Origin of the sequence: Paracoccus marinus (assembly GCF_007018965.1) — a bacterium.
Classification (GTDB): Bacteria; Pseudomonadota; Alphaproteobacteria; order Rhodobacterales; family Rhodobacteraceae; genus Paracoccus; species Paracoccus marinus.
The window spans coordinates 1-14,641 of sequence record NZ_VJYZ01000004.1; the positions used below are offsets into that span (position 1 = coordinate 1).

Here is a 14,641-nt window from a genome sequence, read left to right on the forward strand (position 1 = left end):
CAGAACGGCCGACCCGACTACCAATCTCAAACCCGCAGACTCTCGTTATGAACGAGGGACCCGAGGGGGGCAGGTCATTCGGAACATAGATCGCTTGCAAATCGATGACAGGGGCAAGGGCCTTGTTCTAACTTACGTCGAACAATCAAATGCTGTCGCTGTAGTGGACCGCGCAGTGCTATTCTACAGAAAATACGCCACTGTAAATTGGCCTTGGCAGGAAATCATTGATGAACTAGGTGACGAAGCGTTGGAAGGTGAGGCGTAAGCCTCACCCATCCATCTTCAACGCCGAAATAAACGCCGACTGCGGGATCTCCACCTTCCCGAACTGGCGCATCTTCTTCTTGCCCGCCTTCTGCTTCTCCAGCAGCTTCTTCTTCCGCGTGGCGTCCCCGCCGTAGCACTTCGCCGTCACGTCCTTGCGCAGCGCCGCCAGAGTTTCCCGCGCGATGACCCGCCCGCCGATCGCCGCCTGGATCGGGATCTTGAACATGTGGCGGGGGATCAGCTCCTTCAGCTTTTCCACCATCACCCGGCCGCGCGCCTCGGCGCGGTCGCGATGGACCATGATCGACAGGGCGTCCACCGGCTCGTCGTTCACCAGGATCGACATCTTGACCAGGTTGTCCTCGCGGTATTCCGAGATCTGGTAGTCGAACGAGGCGTAGCCCTTGGTCACCGACTTCAGCCGGTCGTAGAAGTCGAACACGACCTCTGCCAGCGGCAGGTCATAGACCGCCATCGCCCGGCTGCCCGCGTAGGTCAGGTCCATCTGGATTCCGCGCCGGTCCTGGCACAGCTTCAAGACGTCGCCCAAGTATTCGTCCGGGACCATGATCGTGGCCTTGATCCGCGGCTCCTCGATATGGTCCACCAGCGTCAGGTCGGGCATGTCGGCGGGGTTGTGCAGTTCGCGCATCTCGCCGTCGCGCATGAACAGGCGGAACACCACGCTCGGCGCGGTGGTGATGAGGTCGAGGTCGTATTCCCGCTCCAGCCGGTCGCGGATCACCTCGAGGTGCAAGAGCCCCAGGAACCCGCAGCGGAAGCCGAAGCCGAGCGCGGCCGAGGTTTCCATCTCGTAGCTGAAGCTCGCGTCGTTCAGCGCCAGCTTCTCGATCGCGTCGCGCAGGGCGTCGAAGTCGGCGGCATCGACCGGGAAAAGGCCGCAGAACACCACCGGCTGCGCGGGCTTGAAGCCCGGCAGCGGCGCGTCGGTGCCGCGGCGTTCGTGGGTGATGGTGTCGCCGACGCGGGTGTCGCGGACCTGCTTGATCGACGCGGTGAAGACGCCGATCTCGCCCGGCCCCAGTTCCGCGATGTCCTTCATGGCGGGCGTCAGGACCGCCAGCTTGTCGATGCCGTAGACGGCGCCGGTCTGCATCATCTTGACGCGGTCGCCGCGGCGGATCACCCCGTCCATGACCCGGATCATGACGACGACGCCCAGATAGGGGTCGTACCAGCTGTCCACCAGCATCGCCTTCAACGCCGCGTCGCGGGTGCCCTGGGGCGCGGGAAGGCGGGTCACGATCGCCTCAAGCACGTCGGGGATGCCCAAGCCCGTCTTGGCGGAGATCAGCACCGCGTCGGCGGCGTCGATGCCGATCACGTCCTCGATCTGCTCCTTCACGCGCTCGGGCTCGGCGGCGGGCAGGTCGATCTTGTTCAGCACCGGCACGATCTCGTGGCCCGCGTCGATCGCCTGATAGACGTTGGCGAGCGTCTGCGCCTCGACCCCTTGGGTCGCGTCCACCACCAGCAGCGAGCCTTCGACCGCGCGCATCGAGCGGCTGACCTCATAGGCGAAATCGACGTGGCCGGGGGTGTCGATCAGGTTCAGGACATAGGTCTGCCCGTCCTTCGCCGGATAGGTGATGCGGACGGTGTTGGCCTTGATGGTGATGCCGCGCTCACGCTCGATATCCATGCTGTCGAGCAGCTGTTCCTTCATGTCGCGGTCGGCGACCGTGCCCGTCGACTGGATCAGCCGGTCGGCCAGCGTGGATTTGCCGTGGTCGATATGGGCCACGATCGAAAAATTGCGGATGAGATTGAGCTCTGTCATGATGACGCGGATATGCGCGGGAAAGCGCGGCCGGTCAATTTGAAAGGGGCGCGCGGCGCGCTTTCAGGGGAATGGCAGGGCGCGCGCGCAGGAACGCCCGTGCGGCCCGGTCCCGCAGACCGCACGCGTCGCGTCTCAGCGTTGGGCGGCGCAGTTCTCGGCGATCACGGTGTCCTGGTCTTCGTACAGGGTCGCGTCGTCGCCCTTGGTCAGCAGCTCGTAGGTCTGGTTGACGTTGACGGGCACGTAGCGCGCGCCCGATGCGGACACCGCGACCTGCATCGGGATCAGCTCGTCGTTGTGCGACACGACGGCGAAGGACGAACCCGAGGCCGTGTTGACGAAGATCGCGTCCATCATCTTCCCGCCGTCGCAGGAATAGGCGATCCGCTCGATCGTGTCGCCCTCGGATGGCGCGGTGCCGGGCATGTCGGTGGGCGCGGGCTCGGCCGTGGTGACGGGGGGCGGCGCGGGCGGGATCGTGGCGTCGGTCGGCCCTGAACCGGAGGCGGTGTCCGGCGCAGCCGCCGGCGCGGCCTCCGGCGCAGGTTGCGGGGCGGCGGTCTGCGCGTGCAGCGGGCCTGCGGCAAGCAGCGCGGCGGCAAGGATCATCGTCCGGGTCATCTGCATCCCCTTTTGGGTCATGGCGGTTCGTGCCCCATAACGCCCAAGCGGCACGGCGGGTCCGCGCCGTTAGCGCAACCGGCCTTTCACCCGTGCCACGGTCTGCTAAGGGAACGGCACCCTTTCCAGTCGCGGAGCCCGCATCCCATGCAGATGACCGATACCGTCAAGAAGATCCTGGCCAACTACGAAGGCGAGAACCCCGGCGTCAAAGCCAACCTCGCCCGCATGCTGATGCAGGGCAAGCTTGCCGGCACCGGCAAGATGGTCATCCTGCCCGTGGACCAGGGCTTCGAGCATGGCCCCGCGCGGTCGTTCGCCAAGAACCCGCTGGGCTACGACCCCCACTATCACTATCAGCTGGCGATTGACGCGGGGCTGAGCGCCTATGCGGCTCCCCTGGGCATGATCGAGGCGGGCGCCGACACCTATGCCGGCCAGATCCCGACGATCCTGAAGTGCAACAGCGCCAACAGCCTGATGTCGGACACCGCGGGCAAGAACCAGGCTGTGACCGCGACCGTGCAGGACGCGCTGCGGCTCGGCTGCGCCGCCATCGGCTTCACCATCTACCCGGGTTCGGACCTGGCGCTCGACATGTTCGAGGAAATCTCGGAAATGCGGGCCGAGGCGGCCTCGGTCGGCATCCCGACGGTGATCTGGTCCTATCCGCGCGGCGAGGCGATCACCAAGGAAGGCGAGACCGCGATCGACATCGCCGCCTACGCGGCCCAAATCGCGGCGCTATTGGGCGCCCACATCATCAAGATCAAGCTGTCCACCGACGTGCTTGAGAACAAGGACGCCAAGAAGGTCTACGAGGAACAGGGGATCGACGTCTCGACCCAGGCCAAGCGCGTGGAACACTGCATGCAGGCGGCCTTTGGCGGACGCCGGATCGTGGTGTTCTCGGGCGGCGCGGCCAAGGGCTCGGACGCGGTCTTCGAGGACGCGATCGCGATCCGCGACGGCGGCGGCAACGGCTCGATCATCGGCCGCAACAGCTTCCAGCGCTCGCGCGAGGACGCGCTTGAGATGCTGGGCAAGCTGGTGGACATCTATCTCGGCAAGGCCTGATTTCAGGGTCTGAACGACGACGCGGGCGGCGGGGTTTCCGCCGCCCGTTTTCACGACCAATCCCTGACTGACCGGCCGGCCGGCGCCGATGCGGCGGCCCGGCGCGATCGCAGCGTTAGCCGACCACCCACCGCCAGGTGCCTCTTGTCCCGTCTGCCTTCCCCGATCCGGCGCGCGCTGCGCAGCCTTGGCCCCGTCGCAACCGTTCCGCTGACGGAATCCGGTCGCGCGGCGCTGGGGGCGATGCTGGGGATCGGCATCGCCGCGCTTCTGGCCACTGCCGCGACGGATGGGCTGTTCCTTTGGCACTTCGTCCTGATGGCACCGTTCGGCGCGACGGCGACGCTTATCTTTGCGGCGCCGAACAGTCCGCTCGCTCAGCCCTGGCCGGTGTTCGTCGGCACGCTGGTGTCCGCGCTGGTGGCGGTGGCGGTCAGCATGGCGGTGCCGCAGACGGTCGTCGCGGCGCCGCTGGCGGTGGCGCTGGCGATCTTTGTCATGGCGCTGTGCCGCGCGACCCACCCGCCCGGTGGCGCGGTCGCGCTGATGGTGCCGCTGGCCGGGCCGGCCCATGCGGACCCCGCCTGGCCGTTCCTGCCGCTGGCTACAGGCACCTTGCTGCTGATCGGGATCGGCGTCCTGTTCGCCCGCGCCACGGGCCGGCGCTACCCGTTCCGGCATGTCGGCGACGCCAACGCCGTCGGCACCGGCGACCCCGACCCGGTGGAACGCACGGGCCTGTCCGAGGACGAGCTTGCCGGCATCCTTACGCGCTATCGCCAGTCGCTGAACCTCGGGGTCGAGGATCTCGCCCGGCTGATCGCCGCCGCCGAGGTCGAGGCCGCCGGCAACCGGATCGGCACCGGCACCGTCGCCTCGATCATGTCGCGCGACTTGGTCACCGTCGCCCCCGACACGCCACTGGACGAGATCGCGGGCCTGTTCGTGCGCCACGGCTTCACCTCGTTGCCGGTGGTGGACGCGGACGGGGCGTTCCGCGGCGTCATCTTCCAACTGCACCTGATCGCGCGGCAGGCGGCCGCCCCGCAGCGGCGTCGTCGGCTGACCCCCGCGCCCGACCGCGCCCTTGCGCGCGACATCATGGACGCGGCGCCCGTGACAGCCGCCCCCGCGACGCCGGTGGCGGCCCTGCTGGTGCCGCTGGCGATCAGCGGAACCGACGCGGTGCCGATCCTGGATGCCGGGCGGCTAGTCGGGATCGTGACGCAGACCGACCTGATCGCGGCGCTGGCGCGGCACGTCCCCGAAGGCCGCTGACAGCTGCGGCTTTCACTTCGGCCGCAAAGACCCTAGGTTCCCGCAGCGAAAACCCGAGGTGGCCATGTCCTTTCTGTCCAAGCTGCGCGACCGTCTGACCAAGTCATCGTCCCGGATCAGCGCCGGTCTGGATGAGGTGATCGGCGACGCGCCCGCCCCGGCCGCGCCCCCTCAAGCCGCCCCCGCCCCGGCCCCGCAGACCCCGGGAGTGCCGCACCCGCCGACGCCTGCCGTCCCCCGCCCTGCCCCCGACCGCCCCGGCCTCGTCGACCGCCTGCTTGGCCGCGAGACGGCCCCGGCCGAGCCGCGGCGGGAACTGGACGACGCGATGCTGGAAGACCTGGAGGACATGCTGATCGCGGCCGACATGGGCACCGACACCGCGCTGCGCGTCACCGCCAACATCGCCGAGGGCCGCATGGGCCGCCGCATCGGCGCGACCGAGCTGAAGCAGGCGCTGGCCGACGAGGTCACGCGGATCATGACCCCCGTCGCGCGGCCGCTGCCGCTTTACCCGAAAAAGCCGCAGGTCGTGCTGGTCGTGGGCGTCAACGGATCGGGCAAGACCACCACCATCGGCAAGCTCGCGAGCCAGTTCCGCGCCGCCGGCAAGAAGGTCGTGATCGCCGCTGGCGACACCTTCCGCGCCGCCGCCGTCGAGCAGTTGCAGGTCTGGGGCCAGCGCGCGGGCGTGCCCGTCATGGTCGCCGCGCACGGGTCGGACCCGGCAAGCCTCGCCTTCGACGCCATGACCCGGGCCGAGGCGGAGGGCGCGGACCTGCTGATGATCGACACCGCGGGCCGGCTTCAGAACCGCGCCGACCTGATGGAGGAGCTTGCCAAGATCGTCCGCGTGATCCGCAAGAAGGACCCGACCGCGCCGCACAACACCCTGCTGGTGCTGGACGCGACCACCGGCCAGAACGCGCTTTCGCAGGTCGAAACCTTCCGCAAGCTCGCCGACGTGTCGGGGCTGGTGATGACCAAGCTCGACGGCACCGCGCGGGGCGGGGTGCTGGTGGCGCTGGCCGACAAGTTCGGGCTGCCGATCCACGCGATCGGCGTGGGCGAGCAGATCGACGACCTCGACGCCTTCGACGCGGGCGAGTTCGCGCGGGCGCTGGTCGGGATTTAGGCGGGTCGGGGCTTACGCTGGACGGGATCTAGGCCGGTCGGGGTAGGGAAAGGCCGCCGTCCCGGTCGGGACAGCGGCCGTCCAGAAGGTCGCTGGCGCTCAGCGCTGCGCGTTCTTCTCGTCCAGGCGGACGGACGATCCGTCCTCTTCTTCCAGCAGCTGCTGGGCGTTGGCGGCATCCGCCGACAGCCACACCTTGCCGCCGTCGCACGACGCCACGGCCGACAGCTGCACATAGTGGTGGTGCTCGTCGTTCTGGCCGTGCTCCTCGTCCTTGCGGACCAGCTTGATGCGGTCGCCCTGGACGTGATCGACCTTGCCGACATGGACCCCGTCGGCGCCGACGACTTCCATGTGTTCCTTGATCTCGCTTGCGTTGACCATCACGGTCTCCCTTGTTGCAGCTTCGTCGCCCAACGCGCGAGGATGGGTTTCGATCCCGGCGGAAGCGCCGCGGGGTCAGACGGCGTGCAGATCGCGGGGGATGCCAAGCCGGTCCGCGAATGCGCGCAGGTCGGGCGTCTCGGCCGCCGCGCGCCCCGCCAGCAGCGTCGCCTGGCTGGCGTGGATCAGCCCGTCCGACAGGACCTTGAGATGGTTGGCGCGCAGCGTCTCGCCGGAACTGGTGATGTCGGCGATCGCCTCGGCGGAGTGGTTCAGTACCGTGCCCTCGGTCGCGCCCTGGCTGTCCACCAGCTGATAGTCCGCGACCTCGTGCGCCGACAGGAACGCGCGGACGAGGCGGTGGTACTTGGTCGCGATGCGCAGCCGGAAACCGTGCGACAGGCGAAAGTCGCGCGCGATGGACGCAAGGTCGTCCAGGTCCTCGCAGTCGCGCCAGCAGGCCGGGACCGCCAACACCAGGTCGGCGTGGCCGAAACCCATCGGCGCGAGCTCGACCACGTCCGAACGCCAGCCCGCCAGCTTTTCGCGCACCAGGTCCGTGCCGGTGACGCCCAGCTGGATCCGGCCCGCCGCAAGTTCGCGCGGGATCTCGCCCGCCGACAACATGACCAGCGACACGCCCTCCGCCCCCTCGACCGCGCCCGCGTATTCGCGGTCCGACCCGTTCCGCGACAGGCGCACGCCGCGCGCGGCGAACCAGTCGAAGGTCTGTTCCATCAGCCGCCCTTTCGACGGCACGCCCAGCTTCAGCATCGATCAAGCTCGGCCAGAAGGCCGGGGCGGATGATGCCCCCCACGGCGGGGATCGCCGCCCCCTGCCCCAGCACCGCCGTCAGCGCGTCGTAGCGCCCGCCCGACGCGACCGGCGGCCAGTCGGCCCGGCCCGGCGCGGTGAAGCTGAAGGTGAAGCCGTCGTAATATTCCATCGTCTGCCGGCCGTGGCTCGCGTCGAAGTGGATCGTTCCGGGATCGACGCCAAGCGCGCCGAGGTCGCGCAGGCGCGCCGCCAGACGCTCGGTGGCCTCCGCGATCGCGGGCATGTGGTCCGCCAGCACGCGCAACTCGTCCAGCGCCTCGGGCGCGGGGCCGGCGACGGCGAACAGGCGCTGCAGCCGCTTGTGCCAGATCGCGGGCAGCGTCGGCTCGGCCCGGTGGCTTTCCAGCCGCTCGATCCGGGCATCCATCTCGGGGACGCCGCGTAGGCCCGTCCACGGCGCGTCGTTGACCGCGAAGTGGCGGGGCGCGACCGGGGCGGAGAACCGGTCGAGCAGGCGCGCGAACCGCGTGGGCCGCCAGATGTGGTGGGCGAGGATCGCGCGCCGCGCGTCCGACAGCGGCAGCCCCGCGACCGCGTCGAGGATCAGGTCCATGTCGCCGATGGTGGCCGACAGCCGATAGGGCGCGAGGATGCCGTGAAACAGCGCGAACACCTCGGCATCGGCGCGGCGGTCGCGCGAAAACAGCTCAAACCCCGCTTGCAGGTATTCGTTGTCGCGCGGCTGCGCGGGGCGGGTGTCGCCGTGATCCTGCTTGCGGAACACCTCGCCCAGATAGCAGTAGCGCGCGGGGTCGGCGCCGCCCGCCATGTGCATCTGCACCACCGGCACGGTGAAGTCGGGGCGCAGCACGACCTCGCCCCGCACCGGGTCGGTGGTGAGATAGGCGCGGGCGCGGATATCCTCGCCGTAAAGGTCGAGCAGCGTGGCCGACGGCAGCAGCACGTCTGGCGCGACCTCGGCCGCGCCCGCCGCCGTGAACGCATCGAGGATGCGGCGCCCCACCGCCGCCTTGGCGGTGCGGGGAATCATCCGGCGGGACGCCCGCGCGCCAGCATTTCGCGGACCGTGGCGACCAGCGCGTCGCGCGCGACCTCGACCTGCGCGGGCTGGGATTTCCATTCCTCGACCGTCGCTTCCGCCGCGATCATCGCGCCGAGGATGAGGTCTTTCACCTGCACCACGCCCCGCGCCGCCTCGTCCGCGCCCTGTATGATCGCCGCCGGCGAGGCGCGCTTGTCCGCGTATTTCAGCTGGTTGCCGAAGTTCTTGGGGTTGCCGAGATAAACCTCGGCCCGGATGCCCGCCGACCGCAGATCGGCGGCCATCGCCTGATAGTCGGTCATCCGGTCTCGGTCCATCACCGTGACGACCACCGGCCCGACCTCGTCCAACCGCGCCAGGCCCTTCTCGCGCAGCGCGGCGAGCAGCCGGTCCACGCCGATGGAAAGCCCGGTCGCGGGCACCTTCTGGCCCGTGAACCGTTCGACCAGATCGTCATAGCGCCCGCCGCCCGCGACCGACCCGAACTGCCGCTTGCGGCCCTTGTCGTCGAGGATCTCGAACGTAAGCTCCGCCTCGAACACCGGGCCGGTGTAATAGCCAAGCCCCCGCACGATCGAGGGGTCGATCACGACCCGGTCCGCGCCCATGCCGATCGCGTCCAGCACCGCCGCGATCTCGGCCAGCTCGTCCACGCCCTCGGCCCCCATCGCCGATGCGCCGACCGCCGCCCGCAGGTTCGCCAGCGTCGCGTCGTTGCTGGCCCCGCGCGAGGTCAGGAACGAGATCACCGGCTCTGCCTGCGCGGGCTCAAGCCCCACGCCCTCGATTTCCGCGCCCGAGGCGTCGGTGCGGCCGGTGGTCAGCAGGTCGCGCACGCCCGCCTCGCCGATCTTGTCGAACTTGTCGATGGTCCGCAGCACGTCCGCGGCCTGGGCCCCATCGGTCACGCCCATCGCGTCCAGCACGCCGTTCAGGACCTTGCGGTTGTTCACCCGCACCAGATAATCGCCGCGCGCGATCCCGGCCGCTTCCAGCGCGTCGGCGAGCATCGCGATGATCTCGGCATCCGCCACGACGCTGGACGAACCCACCGTGTCCGCGTCGCACTGATAGAACTGCCGGAACCGCCCCGGACCCGGCTTCTCGTTGCGCCACACCGGACCCATCGCATAGCGCCGGTAAGGCGAAGGCAGGTCATTGCGGTACTGCGCCGCGACGCGCGCCAAGGGCGCGGTCAGGTCGTAGCGCAGCGCCAGCCAGTCGCCGGAACCGCCGCCGGGCACCGCCTCTTCCTGCCAGGCGAACACGCCCGCGTTGGGGCGGTCCACGTCGGGCAGGAACTTGCCCAGCGCCTCGACCGTCTCGATCCCGCTGGTTTCCAGCGCGTCGAAGCCGTGGCGGTGATAGACCTCGGCGATCCGGTCCAGCATCGCCTTGCGTTCCGACACCTCGGCGCCGAAATAGTCCCGGAAGCCCTTCGGCGTCTCGGCGCGCGGACGGCGCGGTTTCTGGTCCTTGGCCATGACGGTATCCTGCTGATGCCGGGCCGGATTAGCGGAAGGGGGCGGCATGGACAAGTTGCAGACGGTCGAGGAACGGGTGGCGCATCTGCAGCGCATGGTGGACGACCTGTCCGACGTGGTCGCGCGGCAGGACGCCGAGATCCGCCGCCTTGCCCGCCACGTCGGCCTGCTGATGGAACGAGAGGCCGACCGCGAGGCGGCCGAGGGCGCGATCCCCCTGACCGACCAGCGTCCGCCGCACTGGTAGGCGGGCGCGGTCCCGGCGACGGAACGCCGCCCCCGCCTGCCGCGTTCGCTGCCGGATCGCGCCCGCTGCTATCCCCACCTGCCCCGCCCGTTTCCAAGAGGTCATCATGCGTATTCTTCAGGTCGTGGCGGGGGTGCTGTTCGGGGTCGTGGTGTTCCTTGGCCTCGACTACATCCTGCCGTCGCGCAACACCGTGCGGATCATCGACGTGTCGAACCGGCTGACGAACGTGGGCGCGAACGCGATCTTCTACGCCTCGCGCGAGACCGGGACGGTCGAGACGGCGGACGGGCGGCGCGACGTGCGCTTCATCTCGACCGTGCGGCCGGGCGGCAAGCCCTTCGTCTATCGCAACGAGGATACCGGCCTGATCTGGCCGCCCTACTTCAAATACGACAGCTCGAACCTGCACGCGATCGCGGCCGACCAGGTCTCGACCGCCGCCAACCCCACGTGGGTCAGCGTGACGGCCTATGGCTGGCGCATCCCGTGGTGGTCGGTTTATCCGAACGCGGTGGGCGTGCAGCCGGTCGCGGGGCCGGACGACCGGCCGCTGAACTGGCCGGCGCTCGTCGTCCTGGGCGTCATGGCGGCGGTGCTGGCGGTCATCTGGCGGGCGTGGAACAGCTATCTGGACCGCCGTCACGCGCGACGGGACGAACGCCGGCTGGCGCGGGACTATGCCGGGCCAGCCGGCACGTCCGGCCTGCGGCGCTGGTGGTCGAACGCGCGGCGCTGACAAGGCGCCGCGATTCCGCCCCCCGTCCCGGCCCCGCCCCGATCCCTCAGCGCGCGGGGCGTGCCGGGCGCTTGTCGCGCAGCTCGTCGATCCGAAGCTGCAGCGCCTCGACCAGCGCCTCGCGCGGCAGGCCGCTTTCGCGCGACAGCCGCAGCAGCCCGAACTGGACGCGGGCGAGTTCCTGGTAGTAACGCGCGAAAGTATAGTTGATCGACGCCCCCGCCAGCGCGCCGAACACCGGCGTCGCCTGCGCGGCGAGCTTTTGCCCCAGCACCGCCGACAGGCGCGGCGCGACGCGGGCGATCAGCCCCTGCAGCGTCTGCCCCGTGATCGACAGCTTCGCGGCCAGCAGGCCAAGGTCGGTGCCGTCGTCGGCAGCCATAGGCCCCGCGGCAGCGAATACCCGCAGCGCGTCCATGCGCGTGTCCTCGCTGTCGGGGTCGAAGCCGTGTTCGGCCGCGATGTCGAGGATGCCGCGCAGAAGCATCGTGATCGTCACCGGCATCTCGATCATTGCGCCCGGCAGGCCGCCAAAGCCGCCCGCCGCCCCCGACACGGTCGAGGCGAGGCGGTTGAACCAGTCGCCCCGGTCGCGCACCACGCGCCGCGTCCGCCCGGCGGCATCTACCGCGCGGGTCAGCGCCGACAGCGTCAGCCGGTCCAGCCGCTTGCGGGCAAAGCCCGGCAGGCGGTCTAGCACGATCTCGGCGCTGCCGCCGATCGCCGACAGGATGTCCATCCCCAGCCCGCCCGCGTCCACGTAGCGCCGCGCGAGGCGGTCGATCTCGATATGGACGGTGGGGTCGTTGATCGGCGGCAGGACGGCCTGCCGGCTGGGAAGGTCGGGGGAGGTCATGGTGCGGGCTCCTTCATGGGCGGCGGGGATGAGCGGCGGGGTCCGCGGTGTCGTCAGTGCTGGTTCGGCGCCTCGACCTCGATGCAGGCCTGCCGCAGATCGACGGATGCCTCGATTTCGGCCAGCGCGGCGCGAACGTCGGGCGAATCCTCTCGCAGGACGTCGCCGCGCACACCAACCCACGCCCCGGAAACGAGTTCCAGCCCCAGCACCCGGTCGGGATTGGTGGGCGGCGGCATCACAACGCCATCAAGCCGGGCAAAACCGAAGCGGCCGTAATAGGGCGCGTCGCCCACCAGCATGACCCGCGCCCACCCCATCTCGCCCGCGCGGGCCAGGCTTTCGCGCATCAGAAACGCGCCCAGCCCCTCGCCCTGCGCGGTCGGATGCACGGCGACCGGACCCAGCAGCAGCACGGGCCGCTCGCCGACCCGGACTGGCCAGTAGCGGATCGCGGCCACCACCGCGTCGGTTTCGTCGCGCAGGCACAGGCACAGGGGCGCGACCTTGGGCACGCCGTCGCGCAGGCGATAGCTGCTCAGCGCCGTGCGGCCGGGCGCGAAGCACAGGTCCATCAGGGCCTCGATCTCGGGCGTATCGTCGTCCGTTTCCGGGCAAAGCTCGTACATCGCCCCTCTTTCCTCGGGTCGGGGGGGTGGTTAGCACCCGCGGCATCCGGTTTGAACGGGAAAAATCCGCCAGACCGCGATGGGGCAGGTTGTTGCCGGACCGATGCCCGGCCATCATGGGCGCCGGATCACGAACGCGGGGCGGAAAGATGTTCTATCGACCGGAAAACGGCCACGGCCTGCCGCACGACCCGTGGAACGCGATCGTGGCGCCCCGCCCGATCGGCTGGATCTCGACCCGTGGAACGCAGGGCGACAACCTTGCGCCCTATTCGTTCTTCAACGCCACCGCCTATGTCCCGCCGCAGGTGATGTTCGCCTCGACCGGGGCGAAGGCCGACCGCGACGGCACCAAGGACAGCGTGGCGCAGATCGCGGAATCGCGCGTCTTCTGCGTCAACATCGCGGACTTCGCGATGAAGGACGAGATGAACGCCTCGACCGCCGTTCACGCCGCCGGTATCAGCGAGTTCCAGGCGGCGGGCATCGCGTCGGCCGAATGCGACAGCATCGACTGCCCGCGCGTGGCGGGCGCGCCCGCGTCGCTGGAATGCCGGGCGACCCGCGTCATGCGGCTTGCGGGCGAGGCGAACTGGATGGTGCTGGGCGTCGTCACGGGCATCCACATCCGCGACGACTGCATCAACGCGGACGGTGCGTTCGACCTGCGCGCGACCGGCTGGCTTGCGCGCATGGGCTATCGCGGCGATTACGCCCGCGTGACCGAAACATTCGAGATGATCCGCCCATGAGCGTCGCCCCCCGCCCCGTCCAGAAGACGGTCAAGGACTATATCCGCAGCATCCCCGACTTTCCCCATCCGGGGATCGTGTTCCGCGACGTGACGACGCTGTTCGCCGACGCGCGCGGCTTCCGCATGGCGGTGGACCAGCTGCTCGCGCCCTATGCCGGGATGCGGATCGACAAGGTCGTGGGGCTCGAGGCGCGGGGCTTCATCCTGGGGGGCGCGGTGGCGCACCAGCTGTCCACCGGGTTCGTGCCGATCCGCAAGGCGGGCAAGCTGCCGGGCGGCGTGGTGAGCCAGGCCTACGTGCTGGAATACGGCGAGGCGGTGATGGAGATCCACGACGACGCGCTGTCGCCGGGCGAGCGGGTGCTGATCGTGGACGACCTGCTGGCCACCGGCGGCACGGCCGAGGCGAGCATCAGCCTGTGCAAGCGCCTGGGCGCCGAGGTCGTGGGCACGGCCTTCGTGGTGGACCTGCCGGAACTCGGCGGCCGCCGCCTGCTGGAAGCGGCGGGGGTCGATGTCCACGTGCTGTGCGAGTTCGAGGGGGCATAGGAAGGAACGCGAGCGTAAACTGCTAGCTGCGCGGCGGCAGTCACTGTCATCAATACCCTCCTACTTAATGGGCAAGAATCCAGTTAACGGGGTGCCACCATGTTCAATCAGCATATCTTTCGGTGGCTTAATTAGACCCGGACCAAAATAGCTAAGCTGAGCGTAGTCTGGATTTACAGCTAACCAGCACGTCATATACTCTCGTGACTGCCCCTCGTTGAACACGTCACACGATACCGCACTATGTCGGAGTTTATCTATGTGCCGTTGCGGGACTGAGCTAGGTGGATTTGCCTTCAAAGCGAGATAGACAGGGTCGTTTTCCGGCGCAGGGCCGCAGGTCACCAATCCTGAAATCGCGAATGCGCTAAATACCGCTCTCGTACCGATTGCAGAGCGAGACTTTATCGTAGGCATCTGTTGTCCTTATGAGTGCACGCGCCCGTCACGCCAGCCCCCGCGCGCGCGCCTCCGGCGGCGGAAAGACGCGGTCGTAGGCCCAGTTGAAGGCGTAGCCGTAGCAGACGTAGAACGCCGCGATGGCCGCGTCGAACAGGAACGCCTGCCACAGCGACACGTCGAGCATCCACGCGACGAATGGCAGCAGGATGACCAGCAGCCCCGCCTCGAACAGGACGGCGTGGAGCGCGCGGATCGGGTGAGTCTTGAGCGTGCTGCCGCGCAGGCGCAGCATCGCCCGGTCGAACATCCAGTTGTAGGCATAGTTCCACAGCGTCGCGACCACCGACGACACGATGCCGATCACGCCCAGGGCGTGGACGTCGAAGCCGGTCAGAAGAGTCGCGCCGCCGATCATCAGGATCAGGCCGAAGATCTCGAACAGGATCGCGTGGCGGATGCGGTCGGGGGTGGTGCGCATGGGAATGTCCGTCATGGCGGGCCGTCCCGATCGCTGCACCCATGATGGGTAAAGGTCGTCCTTTCGCCGCGAAAGGTAGTCAGCGCGGTGCCC

The 14,641-nt window shown here is 69.0% G+C and carries 16 protein-coding genes and 1 pseudogene; 8 read left to right on the forward strand and 9 right to left on the reverse strand.

Features of this window, described 5'->3' with window-relative positions; genetic code table 11:
* Positions 1-268, forward strand: a pseudogene (locus tag FNF32_RS15390) (hypothetical protein); the annotation flags it as partial.
* Between the two features lie 3 nt (positions 269-271).
* Here FNF32_RS15390 and lepA read toward each other — a convergent pair.
* On the reverse strand, positions 272-2,071 hold the full coding sequence (gene lepA / locus FNF32_RS00700; RefSeq protein ID WP_131672975.1) for a translation elongation factor 4: 1,800 nt from the start codon (positions 2,069-2,071) through the stop codon (positions 272-274).
* Positions 2,072-2,206: 135 nt separating this feature from the next.
* Positions 2,207-2,695: an MliC family protein gene (locus FNF32_RS00705; protein WP_143796437.1), complete on the reverse strand. Its 489-nt coding sequence runs from the start codon at positions 2,693-2,695 to the stop codon at positions 2,207-2,209.
* Between the two features lie 147 nt (positions 2,696-2,842).
* Between FNF32_RS00705 and FNF32_RS00710 the strand changes: the two genes are divergently transcribed.
* The 3 genes from FNF32_RS00710 (at position 2,843) to ftsY (ending at position 6,185) form a co-directional block, all read left to right on the forward strand.
* Positions 2,843-3,772 carry a class I fructose-bisphosphate aldolase gene (locus FNF32_RS00710; protein ID WP_131672973.1) on the forward strand — a complete coding sequence of 310 codons (930 nt, stop codon included), beginning with the start codon at positions 2,843-2,845 and terminating at the stop codon, positions 3,770-3,772.
* A 144-nt stretch (positions 3,773-3,916) separates the two neighbouring features.
* Positions 3,917-5,050: an HPP family protein gene (locus FNF32_RS00715; RefSeq protein ID WP_246087621.1), complete on the forward strand. Its 1,134-nt coding sequence runs from the start codon at positions 3,917-3,919 to the stop codon at positions 5,048-5,050.
* 64 nt (positions 5,051-5,114) lie between these two features.
* Complete coding sequence (ftsY, locus tag FNF32_RS00720; RefSeq protein WP_131672972.1) at positions 5,115-6,185, forward strand: signal recognition particle-docking protein FtsY; 1,071 nt, start codon at positions 5,115-5,117, stop codon at positions 6,183-6,185.
* 99 nt (positions 6,186-6,284) lie between these two features.
* On the opposite strand, the gene FNF32_RS00725 is transcribed toward ftsY, so the two are convergent.
* The 4 genes from FNF32_RS00725 to hisS form a co-directional block, all read right to left on the reverse strand.
* Positions 6,285-6,569: a DUF2171 domain-containing protein gene (locus FNF32_RS00725; protein WP_131672971.1), complete on the reverse strand. Its 285-nt coding sequence runs from the start codon at positions 6,567-6,569 to the stop codon at positions 6,285-6,287.
* Positions 6,570-6,644: 75 nt separating this feature from the next.
* Positions 6,645-7,343 (reverse strand): ATP phosphoribosyltransferase, encoded by a 699-nt coding sequence (gene hisG / locus FNF32_RS00730; RefSeq protein ID WP_131672970.1) that lies wholly within the window; start codon positions 7,341-7,343, stop codon positions 6,645-6,647.
* Complete coding sequence (locus FNF32_RS00735) at positions 7,337-8,398, reverse strand: ATP phosphoribosyltransferase regulatory subunit (RefSeq protein ID WP_131672969.1); 1,062 nt, start codon at positions 8,396-8,398, stop codon at positions 7,337-7,339. The genes hisG and FNF32_RS00735 overlap by 7 nt, the downstream gene beginning before the upstream one ends.
* Entirely contained in the window at positions 8,395-9,894 is a 1,500-nt protein-coding gene (gene hisS, locus FNF32_RS00740) for a histidine--tRNA ligase (protein ID WP_131672968.1), read from the reverse strand. The genes FNF32_RS00735 and hisS overlap by 4 nt, the downstream gene beginning before the upstream one ends.
* Before the next feature lie 46 nt (positions 9,895-9,940).
* Here hisS and FNF32_RS00745 point away from each other — a divergent pair, with 46 nt between their 5' ends.
* Positions 9,941-10,141 (forward strand): SlyX family protein, encoded by a 201-nt coding sequence (locus FNF32_RS00745; protein WP_131672967.1) that lies wholly within the window; start codon positions 9,941-9,943, stop codon positions 10,139-10,141.
* A gap of 106 nt (positions 10,142-10,247) precedes the next feature.
* On the forward strand, positions 10,248-10,880 hold the full coding sequence (locus FNF32_RS00750) for a DUF1523 family protein (protein WP_131672966.1): 633 nt from the start codon (positions 10,248-10,250) through the stop codon (positions 10,878-10,880).
* Between the two features lie 46 nt (positions 10,881-10,926).
* Here FNF32_RS00750 and FNF32_RS00755 read toward each other — a convergent pair whose 3' ends face one another.
* Both FNF32_RS00755 and FNF32_RS00760 read right to left on the reverse strand, forming a co-directional pair.
* The gene (locus FNF32_RS00755) at positions 10,927-11,736 is read right to left on the reverse strand and encodes an EcsC family protein (protein ID WP_131672965.1); all 810 of its coding nucleotides are present in this window, start codon (positions 11,734-11,736) and stop codon (positions 10,927-10,929) included.
* Positions 11,737-11,789: 53 nt separating this feature from the next.
* On the reverse strand, positions 11,790-12,365 hold the full coding sequence (locus tag FNF32_RS00760; protein ID WP_131672964.1) for a GNAT family N-acetyltransferase: 576 nt from the start codon (positions 12,363-12,365) through the stop codon (positions 11,790-11,792).
* 149 nt (positions 12,366-12,514) lie between these two features.
* Between FNF32_RS00760 and FNF32_RS00765 the strand changes: the two genes are divergently transcribed.
* Together FNF32_RS00765 and FNF32_RS00770 are read left to right on the forward strand one after the other, a co-directional pair.
* Positions 12,515-13,117, forward strand: a complete 603-nt coding sequence (locus tag FNF32_RS00765; protein ID WP_131672963.1) for a flavin reductase family protein — start codon at positions 12,515-12,517, stop codon at positions 13,115-13,117.
* Positions 13,114-13,668 (forward strand): adenine phosphoribosyltransferase, encoded by a 555-nt coding sequence (locus FNF32_RS00770; protein ID WP_131672962.1) that lies wholly within the window; start codon positions 13,114-13,116, stop codon positions 13,666-13,668. The genes FNF32_RS00765 and FNF32_RS00770 overlap by 4 nt, the downstream gene beginning before the upstream one ends.
* Before the next feature lie 445 nt (positions 13,669-14,113).
* Here FNF32_RS00770 and FNF32_RS00775 read toward each other — a convergent pair whose 3' ends face one another.
* On the reverse strand, positions 14,114-14,563 hold the full coding sequence (locus FNF32_RS00775) for a PACE efflux transporter (protein WP_342778004.1): 450 nt from the start codon (positions 14,561-14,563) through the stop codon (positions 14,114-14,116).
* Positions 14,564-14,641 lie beyond the last annotated feature (78 nt).

Excerpts from the sequence above, each read along its gene's own strand:
- lepA (WP_131672975.1), bottom strand. The coding sequence starts at position 2,071 with ATGACAGAGCTCAATCTCATCCGCAATTTTTCGATCGTGGCCCATATC.
- FNF32_RS00705 (WP_143796437.1), bottom strand. The coding sequence starts at position 2,695 with ATGACCCGGACGATGATCCTTGCCGCCGCGCTGCTTGCCGCAGGCCCG.
- FNF32_RS00710 (WP_131672973.1), top strand. The coding sequence starts at position 2,843 with ATGCAGATGACCGATACCGTCAAGAAGATCCTGGCCAACTACGAAGGC.
- ftsY (WP_131672972.1), top strand. The coding sequence starts at position 5,115 with ATGTCCTTTCTGTCCAAGCTGCGCGACCGTCTGACCAAGTCATCGTCC.
- FNF32_RS00725 (WP_131672971.1), bottom strand. The coding sequence starts at position 6,569 with ATGGTCAACGCAAGCGAGATCAAGGAACACATGGAAGTCGTCGGCGCC.
- hisG (WP_131672970.1), bottom strand. The coding sequence starts at position 7,343 with ATGCTGAAGCTGGGCGTGCCGTCGAAAGGGCGGCTGATGGAACAGACC.
- FNF32_RS00735 (WP_131672969.1), bottom strand. The coding sequence starts at position 8,398 with ATGATTCCCCGCACCGCCAAGGCGGCGGTGGGGCGCCGCATCCTCGAT.
- hisS (WP_131672968.1), bottom strand. The coding sequence starts at position 9,894 with ATGGCCAAGGACCAGAAACCGCGCCGTCCGCGCGCCGAGACGCCGAAG.
- FNF32_RS00745 (WP_131672967.1), top strand. The coding sequence starts at position 9,941 with ATGGACAAGTTGCAGACGGTCGAGGAACGGGTGGCGCATCTGCAGCGC.
- FNF32_RS00750 (WP_131672966.1), top strand. The coding sequence starts at position 10,248 with ATGCGTATTCTTCAGGTCGTGGCGGGGGTGCTGTTCGGGGTCGTGGTG.
- FNF32_RS00755 (WP_131672965.1), bottom strand. The coding sequence starts at position 11,736 with ATGACCTCCCCCGACCTTCCCAGCCGGCAGGCCGTCCTGCCGCCGATC.
- FNF32_RS00760 (WP_131672964.1), bottom strand. The coding sequence starts at position 12,365 with ATGTACGAGCTTTGCCCGGAAACGGACGACGATACGCCCGAGATCGAG.
- FNF32_RS00765 (WP_131672963.1), top strand. The coding sequence starts at position 12,515 with ATGTTCTATCGACCGGAAAACGGCCACGGCCTGCCGCACGACCCGTGG.
- FNF32_RS00770 (WP_131672962.1), top strand. The coding sequence starts at position 13,114 with ATGAGCGTCGCCCCCCGCCCCGTCCAGAAGACGGTCAAGGACTATATC.
- FNF32_RS00775 (WP_342778004.1), bottom strand. The coding sequence starts at position 14,563 with ATGACGGACATTCCCATGCGCACCACCCCCGACCGCATCCGCCACGCG.